Source organism: Methylocystis sp. B8 (assembly GCF_005771425.1).
Lineage (GTDB): Bacteria > Pseudomonadota > Alphaproteobacteria > Rhizobiales > Beijerinckiaceae > Methylocystis.
In genome coordinates this window covers 354036-366227 of sequence record NZ_VBTZ01000003.1, presented here as the reverse complement: position 1 = coordinate 366227, position 12192 = coordinate 354036, and the positions used below count along the sequence as shown (strand labels likewise).

Here is a 12192-nt window from a genome sequence, read left to right as displayed (position 1 = left end):
GTCGCGGACGATGGAGCTCGGTGGGGAACCAACATGCGCGTTTTATTGATCGAAGACGACAGCGCGACGGCTCAAAGCATCGAGCTCATGCTCAAATCCGAGAACTTCAACGTCTATACGACGGATCTCGGCGAAGAAGGCATCGATCTCGGCAAGCTCTACGACTACGACATCATTCTCCTCGACCTCAATCTGCCCGACATGTCCGGCTATGAGGTGCTGCGCACACTGCGCGTCGCAAAGGTGAAGACGCCGATCCTCATTCTTTCCGGACTCGCCGGCATCGAAGACAAGGTGAAGGGGCTGGGCTTCGGCGCCGACGACTATCTCACCAAGCCCTTCCACAAAGACGAACTCGTCGCGCGCATTCACGCTATCGTTCGCCGCTCGAAGGGCCACGCCCAATCCGTCATCATCACCGGCGACCTCACCGTCAATCTCGACCAGAAGACGGTGGAAGTCGGCGGCGCCCGCGTGCATCTGACCGGCAAAGAATATCAGATGCTTGAACTGCTCTCGCTGCGCAAGGGCACGACCCTGACGAAGGAGATGTTCCTCAATCATCTCTATGGCGGCATGGACGAGCCGGAGCTGAAGATCATCGACGTGTTCATCTGCAAGCTGCGCAAGAAGCTCGCGAACGCGAGCGAAGGCAGAAATTATATCGAGACCGTCTGGGGCCGCGGTTATGTGCTGCGCGAGCCAAGCGAAGCCGACGAGCGCATCACCGCCTGAGTTCGCGCATTCTGGCGCCAAAGCCCAAGCGCAGCGCCTTAAGAAAAAACGCCGCGTCTCAGGATGCGGCGTTTTTCTTTTCGTGAATCAAACCTTCTCGCGGAACAGCCATGCGCGCGATCGGTTTAGAGTGGGGGCGCAACGTCTAAGGAAACGAAGATGAGGAAACCCCTGCTGGCCGGCGCTATCGCGCTCGCGCTTCTAGCCCCCAACTGCTTGCTCGCAAAGACTTCGACTAGGGCCGGCGCGGCCATGCAGTCGACTCAGCCCGACGCGAAGACCCAGAACTTCGTGAACAAAGCCTGGAACATCAACAACTTCGAGATCCAGGCCGGTCGAGAGGCTCAGAACAAGGCTAGCGCGCAAGATTTTATCAGCTATGCCCGCATGATCGTGCGGGATCACGCCAACCTCGACAACAGCCTCGGACCAATTCTGCAGAAGGACGGTCTCAACGCGCCGAACGCGCTCGACCAGGAACACCAAAACCTTCTGCAGCAATTGTCTTCGACGACAGGCGCACGCTTTGAGGAACGCTTTCGCACGCAGCAGATCGACGGACATGAAAAAGCGGTGAAGCTTTTTGAGAGCTACGCGAAAAACGGACAGAATGCAGAGCTGAAGCGATGGGCGCAGAACGCCATTCCGTCATTGGAGAAGCACCTGCGTGACGCTAGGGCTCTTCCGCGCGGCGTTGAAAGAAGCACCCGCGCCGCGCAGTAGTTTGCGCTTGCCGATATAGGGTTGGCTTATCGAGGGACCCGCGTCCAAGTTTGGCGCGGGTCCTTTGTTTCAGGCGACGGCGCTCACTGCGGCGGCCGCCTCTGCTTGCATTGGAACCGCGTCGATCGTCACGAGTTCGGTCTCGCTCGTAACGACGACCCGCATGCCGCAAGACTGGGCGACGAGGCCCGCGTAATAGGCCTGGATGGCGCGGGCGTCGATTGCGCCCTCTTCCGTTTCGCCTTCGAGAAGACAAGGAACGTTCGACGCGACGCGCGCATTGACGCCTTTTGCCTCGATCCGAAAAGCCACCGTATCTTCCTCGCCCGTCGAGCTGACCGAAATTACGCCGCCCCGCGGAATGGCCGCGTCGGCGAGAAGGCACAGGTTCAGCAGCAACTTCACTTTGTTCTTGGACATCAGAACGCGCGGGACGCTCCAATGGAGCTGAGTGCGCTCGTCGGCGATAAGCTGCCGCGTCACCAGTTCAGCGTCGCCCGTGTCGATCGAAGCGCCCTTCGATCCGGCCGCGCCGAAAGCGAGCCGGCAAAACTGCAGTCGCGCCGAGGCTTCGTTGGCGCTCGATTTGATCAGCGCCAGCGCATGGCCGCGCATCTCGGCGTCATTCTCCTCTTCGAGGACCTCGAGGCCGTTTACGATCGCGCCCACGGGCGAGATGACGTCGTGGCAGACCCGCGACGAGAGGAGCGCGGCAAGGTCGAGCGGATCGAGCGAAAATTTGGTCATGACGCCATCCAAAGCGGGCAAGGCGGAGATGTTCTCACGGGAAGTTCGGTTCAGTCTTCCTGTAGAATGCGGCGGAATGACTCGGCGCGAATCACTGCACGCAGACTAAACGAAACTAGCCGGCGCCGCACGGATTGCAAATGACGCGCAGCTTAAAACGCAAACAAAGACTGAGGAAAATCGAGCAATGACGGCGGAGAAGGGTTTTCGATCGAAGGGCGTGTCCGCCGAAAGCGAAGACCTCGCCCGGCTGTTCGCGACGATCGCCGTTGCGGCGGGCGCGCTTGCTATGGAGACCTTCGCCAAGCCAGACATCGAAGCACGGCTCAAGGGCGATAAGTCGCCGGTGACGGAAGCGGACGAACGCGTCGAGGCCTATTTGCTCCGCGAATTGGAAGTCGCTCTGCCCGGCGTGCCATTTTTGGCTGAGGAAAGCGTCGCCCGCGGCAAAACGCTCGACGTCAACGACGTCTTCTTGTTGATCGATCCGATTGACGGCACGCGCGAATTTCTCGCCCGCAGCTCTGATTTCACCATCAATGTGGCCCTCGCCGAGAAAGGCGCGCCAAGAGCGGGCGCCGTTTACGCGCCGGCGCAGGGGCGCGTCTGGTTTGCCGGCGCTCTGGGCTATGAGGCGGAGGCGGGCCCGGGCGGATCGCTGCCGCCCGCGCAGGACTGGCGTCCGCTGCGCGTGCGGCCCCGTCCTGCGGATGGACTGGTCGCGCTGATTTCGAAATCGCACCTCGACGCTGAGACGAAGTCGTTCCTTTCCAGCCATCAGATTATGCGCAGCGCGCCGATCGGCTCCTCGGTCAAATTCTGTTTGCTGGCCCGGGGAGAGGCGGACGTCTATCCGCGTTTCGGGCCCACCATGGAATGGGACACGGCGGCGGGCGACGCCGTGCTGCGCGCGGCCGGCGGCGCGACGCTCGATCCGCATGGCGCGCCGCTGCGTTATGGCAAGAAAGACGTCGACTACCGCAACGGTCCGTTCGTCGCATGGGCGGACGCATCCAGGCGCGACGGAAACGCAACGCTTCCTTAACTGCGGCGCGCGATTTTAGCGTGAGCAACGCTGCGCGTCGTCTTTGCGACGCAACTGCGCCGCGCGTCGGCCATCGATGACGCCGACGCATTGCGTCCAACACGTCGGTTCCGGAGTTTCGTCGCCATGAGCAAACCTTCTTTCAACGCCGCCTCGCGCCGCGACCTGTTTCGCCTCGCCGCCGCTTCGGCCTGCGCGTGGGCGGCTCCTCAATCCTTCGCCCGCGCGGCTCAGCGGCCTGATACTTATTCGAGCGGCGAAATCGTCGAAAACGGCCACCGCTTTTTCGGCTCGATCTCCCGTGGCCTTGCCGAAGGCGTCGAACGCGCTTCACGCCAGTGGGGCAGTCCGAACGCATACATTCTCGGCGAGGAGGCGAGCGGCGCTTTTGTCGGCGGGCTCCGCTACGGCCAGGGGACAATGTATACGCGCAACGCCGGCCAGCAGCGCGTCTTTTGGCAGGGACCGTCGATCGGCATCGACGCCGGCGCCGACGGCGATCGGACGATGATGCTCGTCTATAATCTGCCGGCGGTGGACGCCATCTACCGGCGGTTCTCAGGCGCCAACGGCTCGGCCTATCTCGTCGGCGGATTCGGCTTCACCGCCCTCAACAATGATGAGGTCGTCGTCATGCCGGTGCGTTCCGGCCTTGGCGCGCGGCTCGGTCTCAATCTCGGCTATCTGAAATTCACGCCTGAATCGACCTGGAACCCGTTCTGATCCGATCAGAAGAAGGTTCGAGCGGCTCTCTCGCGACGAAACCGCAAATGCCGCAGGCGTCATCGCCGCGCTGCCGGCGCCAGCGGCAATCCTGCCGGATGCTGCAGTCATATGCAGGGGTTGATCTCACCGGCGCGCTCGCCTCAGCGAGGAGCTGCGCGATGCGGCCCAGCAGCTCGCATCCGCCATCGCCCCAATGCGCGCAGTCATTTTCGACGCAGGCTGGCGCGAATCGCGCGCGAGCGGTCGGCGCGCCCTGCGGGCGCCCGGCGAGAAAGCCTTCGTCGACCGCCAGCGTGGTGGCGAAGGCTCTCGCATTGGCGTCTCGCGCCCTGCTCCTACGCGCATCGCCGATAATAAGCGCCGGAACGCCGGGGCAGCGCATGGCGCTCATTGGCTGAGCTCCGCGAATCGCCGCGCGCCGCGCAAGCGGCCGCCGTCGCAAGAAACGCCAACGAATAAAACCATATGCCTCTCTCCAGCGGGTCCGCGAGCTTCACGCGCAACGGGATTTAATGGGTTATTAACAGTGTTCTGCGACGCGGCGGCGGCAAAGTCGTCATCCAAATGGACGAGTCGGCCTCGCCCAGGGCGCGCTTTGCCTTCCGCGTGCTTACGTGGCAAAATCCGCCACGCCGTCCGCCCCGAGACGAATCGAGGATTGCTGCGTCTTGATCGAACAAGCGATGTATTTCGCGCTCGGCTTTCTCGTCGCCGGGCTTTTCGCCTTGATGTTCCTCCCCGCTTTCTGGCGGCGCGCGCTTCGGCTCTCGATGCGGCGGCTGCAATTGCTTGCGCCCATGTCGATGGAGGAGGTCTTCGCCGAGCGTGATCTGCTGCGCGCTGAATTCGCCGTCCGCGAGCGCCGCTTGGAACAAGCGATGGAGGAAACGCAGGGCGTGCGCGCCAATGACCTTGCGACCATCGGCCGCCATGTCGGGCGCATCGTGGATCTCGAAACGCAGCTCATGAACGCAGAAGCCGAAAACCGCGATATGAATATGCGTGTCCGGGAAGCGGAAAAGGCTTTCAGCGAACGCACCGAGCTTCTTCGCTCGACTGAAGCGGCGCTTCAGGAAATGACCGATCGCGCCGAAAGCCGCATCTCGCAGCTGCGCCTCATTCAATCGGAGACGGCGCAGCTCGACGAGAAGGCGCGGGCGCAGCTGGACGGGCTCGTCGCCGCCTATGAGTCGCGCGTCTCGGCATTGCACAAGCATAACGCCGATATGCACCGCGCGCTGGAGGCTTTGCGCGAAGATTATGCGCGCGCCGAACAATCGGGCGCGCGAGCGGCGGAGCTTGAACATCAGTTGGCTCACGTTTCAGGCGAACTCGCCGCGACACGAGCGCTGGACGAGACGCTGTCCGTCGAGCTCAACCAGGCGCGGGCGCAGCTCCAGGCCGTACAAGAACGCGAAGTGAGCGACGCCGATCAATTGGAAGACGCGTTGCGCGCCGTAAGCGACAGCGCCAATAAGCTCGAATCGGCGCGCGCGGATAACGCCATGCTGCAAGGCGCAGTAGAGGCCCTGCGGGCGGAGTGCGCCAATCTGCGTCGCGGCGGCAGCGGGCTGTCGGTCGTTCCGGTCGCGGCGAGCGACGCCGAAATCGCCTCGCTTCGTGAAGCGATTATCGAATTCGGCGACCGTGTAGTCGCGCAGGAATTTGAAGCGCCGGCAAAACGCGCCTGAAATAAGCGCCGTTTTCTTTAGGGGCTCCGACAGACTGCGAATATCGTGGCGGGTCGGTTGACCAGCGGCGCGCGCTTTGGAAGAACTTCCATCTTCACTTTGTTGACCCGAGGCCGCTTGTGCTCTTCGTCGCCCTTTGCCTGGACAAGCCCGACCACGTCGAGTTGCGCATGTCGACCCGCGCCGCGCATCTCGCCTTTCTCGAAAAACATGCTTCGCGCGTGAAACTCGGCGGCCCTTTTCTCCAAGGTGAAACGCCCGTCGGCTCGATGCTCATTCTCGACTGCGAGAACGAAGCGGCGGCGCGCGCGCTCCTCAGTGAAGACCCCTACGCCGTCGCCGGTCTCTTCGGCTCGGTGGAATTGAAACCCTGGAAACGCGTGGTGGGAGCGCAGCTCTGATGGCGCACTGGCTACTAAAAAGCGAGCCGTCGAGTTGGTCCTGGGATCAGCAGGTCAAGGCCGGCGAGAAGGGCACCTTCTGGAACGGCGTGCGCAACCACTCGGCCAAACTCAATCTGATGGCGATGAAGAAGGGCGAGAAAGGGTTCTTCTATCATTCGAACGAGGACAAGGCGATCGTCGGAATCGTCGAGATCATCAAGACCTATTATCCCGATCACACCGACGAGAGCGGCAAATTCGGCATGGTCGATTTGAAGGCGGTGAAGGCTTTGAAAAAGCCGGTGACGCTTGCGCAGATCAAAGCCGAGCCGCGCCTTAAGGACATGGTGCTGGTCAACAACTCGCGCTTGTCCGTGCAGCCGGTGAGCGACGAAGAGTGGCGCGTCGTTTTAGAGATGGCGGGCGAGAAAGCTTGATCAGCCGCCGTTTCGCGCCGCCTTGTCGCTCACGACCGTCGGCGCGTCCGACATGCCGTTCTTGATCTTATCGAGGATCTTCGGCAGGTCGTCGGGGTCAGGATTGAGATCGCGCGCATGGTTCCACTGGAAATGCGCTTCGAGCTTGCGGCCGACGCGCCAATAGGCGTCGCCAAGATGATCGTTGATCACCGGGTCGGACGGCTTCAGGTCGATCGCCTTCTCCAATTCGCGCACGGCGTCGTCATAGCGACCGAGCCGGTAATAGGCCCAGCCCAGACTGTCGACGACATAGCCGTCGCGCTGGCGCAGATCGACGGCGCGGCGCAGCATCTTGAAGGCTTCGTCGAGGTTCGAGCCTTTGTCGACCCATGAATAGCCGAGATAGTTCAACACCAGCGGCTGGTCGGGATTGAGCTCCAAGGCCTTCTTGAGATCGGCTTCGGCCGCCGGCCAGTCCTTGCGCCGCTCATTGGCGATGCCGCGATAGTAATAAAGCAGCCACAGGCTCTTGTCGGCCTTGGGGTGCAGATCGAGCACGCGCGTATAGGTCGCGGCGGCGTCTGCGAAAGACTTGCGCGAGCGCTGCAGATTGCCGAGCGCGGTCAATGCTTCCTGATTTTTCGGATTGGCGGCGACGATGGCCGCGAGGCTTTCGCTCGCCTCTTTCGATTTGCCGAGACTCTCGAGAAGAAGCGCCGCCTGAACGTCGGCGTTGACGCGCAGCGGACTGTCTTTCGGCACGCTTTGATAAAGATCGATCGCCGCCTCTTCTTGCTTCATGCGCTCATAGACGTCGCCGAGCGTGACGATCGCGAGCGCATTCTCCGGCGCAAGGAAAAGCGAGAGGCGCAGATAGATGAGCGAGGCGAGCTCGTCGCCCTGGCGGCCGCCGACGGCGCCCAGCCCGTAAAGCACTTCGCCAGCGCCCTCCTCGGCGCTACGCACGAAGGGCGGCAGCGGCTTGCCCTCGTCGAGCGCGGCCAGGCCGGCGAGGACGATCGGATGGTTTGGCGCGACTTCGTCGAAGGCGAGGTAGAGTTTTTTCGCCTCCTCGCGCTGTCCGTGCGTCGCGAGGAAACGCGCATAGGCGTCGACAAGTCGAAGCGTGTTTCTCTCTGCGCTATAGGCTGACTTGAAGCGCTTTTCGGCCTCGGCCTTGTCGCCGCCGAGCTCGGCGATGAGCGCCGCGTGATAGTCGCGGAAGACCAGAAACGCGTCGTCAGTAAGCGTATCAAGCGTCGCGAGCGCCTTGCGCGTATCCTTGGCGCCTGCGTAGCTCCAAGCGGTAAGCAGGGTCGAAGTGATGTCACGACGGCGGTCGCCGCCGCCCTTCGTGAGTTCGGCGCGCGCCGCGGCATATTTGCGTTGCTTGATCTGGTCGACGCCGCGCGCCAGATGCGCGAGGCCATTCGTGCGGTCATGCGCGATCACGCGGCCGGTGAGCGCCATTGCCTCCGGCATATTGCCATTGGCGAGCGCGGCGACGAAGGCGCGGTCGGCGAGATCGGTGTTCTTTGGATCGTCGCGCAAGGCCTCGCGGAAGAACGTCGAGGCGGCGAATGTGTCGCGCTGCGCGCCGGCGACGATCGCGGCGAGATAATTGCCTGAAAGGCTAGAGCCGACTTCAAACGGTCTGGCGACGACAATATTTTCCCGCGCCGCGAGGCTGCTGTCGCAGGAGAGCGCGAAGGCGCCCGTTCCGGCAAGCAGAGCGCATGACAAACGCGCCAGAACACGCCTCGCGCGGCTAGCCGAGGACGCAGGCAAAATAGCTAAATTGGGCACTGGCGCTTCCCTAAAAGGCGACGATCGCGCGAACAGGCCGCCTCCCGAAAGGGAAAGCGGCCGAAAAACCAAGGTCGCGCCCAAACATGGCTCTTTTGAGCCCCCGAAGCAAGGCGGAGAGAGCTTCGCGATTTATTGCGGGTATCTATACTACCTGCCGCGACGGCAGGTCGCTCCTTAAATTACGGCGCCACAGCCCGGATCGCGCCTACGATCTTCTGCGCAGCGTCATCGAGATCATCGGCGGGAATGACGTTCAAGCCCGACTCATTGATGATCTTCTTGCCGAGATCGACATTGGTGCCCTCAAGCCGCACCACGAGCGGCACCTTAAGGCCAACTTCCTTCACCGCTGCGATCACGCCTTCAGCGATGGTGTCGCAACGCATGATGCCGCCGAAGATGTTGACGAGAATGCCCCTCACGTTCGGATCGGCGGTAATGATCTTGAACGCGGCGGTCACCTTCTCGGTCGTGGCGCCGCCGCCGACGTCGAGGAAGTTCGCCGGAAACTCGCCATAGAGCTTGATGATGTCCATCGTGGCCATGGCGAGGCCGGCGCCATTGACCATGCAGCCGATATTGCCGGGGAGCGAGATGTAGGCGAGGTCGTATTTCGACGCCTCGATCTCCTTTTCATCCTCCTCGCTCTTGTCGCGCAGCTCGACCATGTCGGGATGGCGATAGAGCGCGTTGTTCTCGAAGCTCACCTTGGCGTCAAGGCAGCGCAGCTTGCCGTCCTTGGTGACGATCAGCGGATTGATTTCGAGAAGCTCCATGTCCTTGGCGACGAAGGCTGCGTAGAGTTTTTCGGTGAGTTCCCCGGCCTGTTTGGCGAGATCGCCCTTAAGGCCCAAGGCGTCGGCGACGCGGCGGCCGTGATGCGGCATCAGTCCCGTCGCGGGATCGACCGAGAAGGTCACGATCTTCTCAGGCGTGTCATGTGCCACTTTCTCAATGTCCATGCCGCCTTCGGTCGAAACCACATAGGCGATGCGCGACGTCGAGCGGTCGATCAGCATCGAGAGATAGAATTCCTTGTCGATGTCGGCGCCGTCTTCGACGTAGAGACGATTGACCTGCTTGCCGGCGTCGCCGGTCTGCAGCGTGACAAGCGTCGCGCCGAGCATCTGTTTGGCGAAAGCTTCGGCCTCGTCGATGGATTTGGCGATGCGCACGCCGCCCTTCTCGCCAGCGCTCGCTTCCTTGAACTTGCCCTTGCCGCGCCCGCCAGCGTGGATCTGCGCCTTCACCACATAGACCGGGCCGGGGAGCTTTTCAGCGGCGGTGCGCGCGTCTTCGGCGCGCAGCACGGCGACGCCGTCGGCGACAGGCGCGCCGAATTCGCGCAGAACGGCCTTGGCCTGATATTCATGGATATTCATGGGCTTATGTCTCCCTGGCGCAGTGCGCCGGCGCGGGCTTAATCGCGGCCAAAAGGCATAGAGGGAGCCGTCTCGTCAAGAAGACGGGGAGTCGCGGGAAAGGCAATCGACCTGAGTCGCGGCGTTTACACGCGAATGTTGCGCGTTTTGGAACAATCCCCAGCCCGCCGGGTTTTTCACCCGTAAGGAGCTCCCTCTCCCCCTTGGACTGGCGCTCGGTCAACCTGGCCGAGCGCTTTTTTTGGCCCAGCTTCAGTATTTCGCAACGACCGGCGCGGCGCCCCAGTTGAAGTGATAGTTCACGCCCGCTCGAACGACATGACCATCAAAGCGCACGCGCGCTTGAGTGGCGCTGGCGACCTGGAGATTTGTAAGATGCCAATCCGTGGTCACCGCGACTGGATAAGCGGCCACGCCAAGATCGTAAAAGAGATATTCGATCTTGGCGCTCCACTGCGGCCAGAACATCCATTCCAATCCGCCGCCGGCCGTCCAACCGAGCCGCATGTCCGAAAATCGTCCCTGGCTGGCGCCGATCAGCAAAAAGCCCGGCGTATCATTGGGCACGTGTTGGAAGAAACTCGTCGTGGACGTCGCATGGCCGTAAGCAAGTCCGCCGGTCGCATAGGCGAGCAATGTCGGCGTAATGAGATAGCCGAGCCGCCCACGCACCGTGCCGAGAAAATCGAGCGACTTGCCGCTCGCCACGCTGGTCAGGAGGTTAAGCCCTGCCGACGACAATGGCGTGGGCGAAAGCGTCACTGCGGCGGCGTTGTTGTTGGCGGCGCCGGCGAGTCCTTGAACGTCAGTCTCAATTCCCGCAAGAAGGCGATCGCTAACCTGCAGATCATAACCGAGCTGTCCGCCGCCGATGAAACCGGCGTTATTCGTCGAGAGGCTGCCCGTGCCTGCGATCGCCATAGCCGCCGCCCACGGAACGTTATCGGCGCCATTGATTAGAAAAGGCGCCGAGGCGAAGTTGGTCGCCGTGCTCGCGCCCCATGCGCCGCCCGCATTCAAACCCACATGGAAACCGGTCCACATTGGCGGCGGCGGCATGTAGGCCGGCGGCGCCTTGAGGGAAGGCAGATCTGCGGCGAGGGCCGATCCCGTCGCCAGCGCCAGCGACATTATCGCGCCCGTGAAAAATCTATTGGCCATTAACTGGTCCTCGCCGTTGCAAACGAATTCGGATGGCAACTGAGCAAGGTCGGCGGCTTTTCGCAATCAAGTGTTCTTCTTCGAACGCTCTTTTACGTCGTTTCGTGATGAATGTGCCAAATCTGCAACAGCGATTCTTTGCGGTGACCTGCTGTCGCCAATTTGGCGTGGCGAGCAGCGCTCACTGAACCGAACATTCGGCAGGGCGGTGATGCGCGCCCGCTTCAACTCATGAATAGATTACGGTCTATCTCGGCCCGCTCGAATCCCCGCCATCGCCGAAATGAGTGCGCAAAGAAGCGCGCGTGCATGTTCTCGCGACACTGAAGGCGATCAGCAGAGGCGACCAAACTTTAAAGGGGATGTGTTGACTGGGCGCATAATGTAAACGCCCGGCAAACGTCAGTGTACGGAGATCAAGATCCAACGCGCTGCAGGCGTCGCAACTGACGCTCCAATCAAACACGCCCTAACGCGCGCTTCCGTCAAAATGCTCCGGCCTTCAGAAACCCTGACGGGCGCCCGCGGTGACGCGCTATGTCGAGTTGATGATTCAAATTGAGTAGAGGGAAAATTTTTATCAACTGTGAGTTGCATTTTTCTAGATCCTCTTTCATAATTTCTAATGTGGCCTGTTCGCACGCTATGCGTTGTAAACAGTCGCTGCTTGAGAAACCGTGAGTCTTTGGAACCGCAAATATTACAATATATACGCGAAAAATTGCGCGCTCTGAAAAAGCGGCGCTCAATGAGGGCGCTCATGTGATTTCCATGTCGCTTGGCTTTGACTTCGTCACTGCGGTCGATCGCATGGTGATGACGGGCATGGCGCAAAGGCCGGCGGTTTCAACGGCCCTTGAAGGGTATCGCTCTAACCTTCTTTTTTTCAACGCGCTCATGACGATGGTCAAGGCGCGCGCGGCTTTTCAGGACACGGCGGTCGTTGTCGCCGCCGCTGGAAATGAGAGTGACCGGCCAAATTACACAATCGCAGCCTCTCTACCGGCCGCAGCCAATGATGTCGTCTCGGTGGCTGCGCTGACGAAAAACTTCGATGGCACGTACGATGTGGCCCACTTTTCGAATACCATGGCTCAAATCGCTGCGCCGGGCGTCGACATTCTCTCGGCGCAGCCAGGCGGGGGCCTAATGACGATGAGCGGCACCAGCATGGCGTGTCCGCACGTCGCCGGCGTGTCCGCCCTTTGGTGGCAATCGCTGCGCGCGTCAGGGAACGTCAATGCATCGGCTAATCTCGTGATTCACAATCTGGTCGCACACGCACGCACCAAAGAGCTGGCGGCGACCGCTACGCCGCTTGACCGCGGCGTCGGCATTATCACCGCCCCGCAGTAGAAGCGCCGCGAGGAG

At 61.5% G+C, this 12192-nt stretch carries 13 protein-coding genes; 8 read left to right on the top strand and 5 right to left on the bottom strand.

The features are described 5' to 3' along the window. The first annotated feature begins 33 nt into the window (after window positions 1-33). On the top strand, window positions 34-735 hold the full coding sequence (locus FEV16_RS08570) for a response regulator transcription factor CtrA (protein ID WP_138167199.1): 702 nt from the start codon (window positions 34-36) through the stop codon (window positions 733-735). Window positions 736-894: 159 nt separating this feature from the next. Next, complete coding sequence (locus tag FEV16_RS08565; RefSeq protein ID WP_138167198.1) at window positions 895-1458, top strand: DUF4142 domain-containing protein; 564 nt, start codon at window positions 895-897, stop codon at window positions 1456-1458. A 69-nt stretch (window positions 1459-1527) separates the two neighbouring features. Here the strand turns inward: FEV16_RS08565 and FEV16_RS08560 are convergent, their stop codons facing one another. Next, a complete protein-coding gene (locus FEV16_RS08560; protein WP_138167197.1) occupies window positions 1528-2205 on the bottom strand; it encodes a histidine phosphotransferase family protein in 678 nt (225 codons plus the stop codon). Between the two features lie 187 nt (window positions 2206-2392). Here FEV16_RS08560 and cysQ point away from each other — a divergent pair, with 187 nt between their 5' ends. Together cysQ and FEV16_RS08550 are read left to right on the top strand one after the other, a co-directional pair. Beyond that, window positions 2393-3250 (top strand): 3'(2'),5'-bisphosphate nucleotidase CysQ, encoded by an 858-nt coding sequence (gene cysQ / locus FEV16_RS08555; RefSeq protein ID WP_138167196.1) that lies wholly within the window; start codon window positions 2393-2395, stop codon window positions 3248-3250. 126 nt (window positions 3251-3376) lie between these two features. Continuing rightward, window positions 3377-3973: a DUF1134 domain-containing protein gene (locus FEV16_RS08550; protein WP_138167195.1), complete on the top strand. Its 597-nt coding sequence runs from the start codon at window positions 3377-3379 to the stop codon at window positions 3971-3973. Here FEV16_RS08550 and FEV16_RS08545 read toward each other — a convergent pair. Next, window positions 3942-4367 (bottom strand): hypothetical protein, encoded by a 426-nt coding sequence (locus FEV16_RS08545; protein WP_138167194.1) that lies wholly within the window; start codon window positions 4365-4367, stop codon window positions 3942-3944. The two genes, FEV16_RS08550 and FEV16_RS08545, sit on opposite strands and share 32 nt — an antisense overlap. Window positions 4368-4644: 277 nt before the next feature. Between FEV16_RS08545 and FEV16_RS08540 the strand changes: the two genes are divergently transcribed. The 3 genes from FEV16_RS08540 to FEV16_RS08530 all read left to right on the top strand — a co-directional run bounded on the left by FEV16_RS08540 (window position 4645) and on the right by FEV16_RS08530 (window position 6487). Next, entirely contained in the window at window positions 4645-5667 is a 1023-nt protein-coding gene (locus FEV16_RS08540) for a hypothetical protein (RefSeq protein ID WP_246657233.1), read from the top strand. Window positions 5668-5786: 119 nt separating this feature from the next. Next, window positions 5787-6068, top strand: a complete 282-nt coding sequence (locus FEV16_RS08535) for a YciI family protein (RefSeq protein ID WP_138167193.1) — start codon at window positions 5787-5789, stop codon at window positions 6066-6068. Further along, on the top strand, window positions 6068-6487 hold the full coding sequence (locus FEV16_RS08530) for an EVE domain-containing protein (RefSeq protein ID WP_138167192.1): 420 nt from the start codon (window positions 6068-6070) through the stop codon (window positions 6485-6487). Before FEV16_RS08535 ends, FEV16_RS08530 begins: the two co-directional genes overlap by 1 nt. Here FEV16_RS08530 and FEV16_RS08525 read toward each other — a convergent pair whose 3' ends face one another. The 3 genes from FEV16_RS08525 to FEV16_RS08515 all read right to left on the bottom strand — a co-directional run bounded on the left by FEV16_RS08525 (window position 6488) and on the right by FEV16_RS08515 (window position 10821). Further along, entirely contained in the window at window positions 6488-8200 is a 1713-nt protein-coding gene (locus FEV16_RS08525) for a tetratricopeptide repeat protein (RefSeq protein ID WP_138167239.1), read from the bottom strand. It lies immediately after the preceding gene. A 257-nt stretch (window positions 8201-8457) separates the two neighbouring features. Beyond that, a complete protein-coding gene (sucC, locus tag FEV16_RS08520; protein WP_138167191.1) occupies window positions 8458-9660 on the bottom strand; it encodes an ADP-forming succinate--CoA ligase subunit beta in 1203 nt (400 codons plus the stop codon). Window positions 9661-9912: 252 nt separating this feature from the next. Then, window positions 9913-10821, bottom strand: coding sequence for an outer membrane beta-barrel protein (locus tag FEV16_RS08515; protein WP_138167190.1), 909 nt, complete (start codon window positions 10819-10821; stop codon window positions 9913-9915). Window positions 10822-11520: 699 nt separating this feature from the next. Between FEV16_RS08515 and FEV16_RS08510 the strand changes: the two genes are divergently transcribed. Further along, window positions 11521-12177 carry a S8 family serine peptidase gene (locus FEV16_RS08510; protein ID WP_138167189.1) on the top strand — a complete coding sequence of 219 codons (657 nt, stop codon included), beginning with the start codon at window positions 11521-11523 and terminating at the stop codon, window positions 12175-12177. Window positions 12178-12192 lie beyond the last annotated feature (15 nt).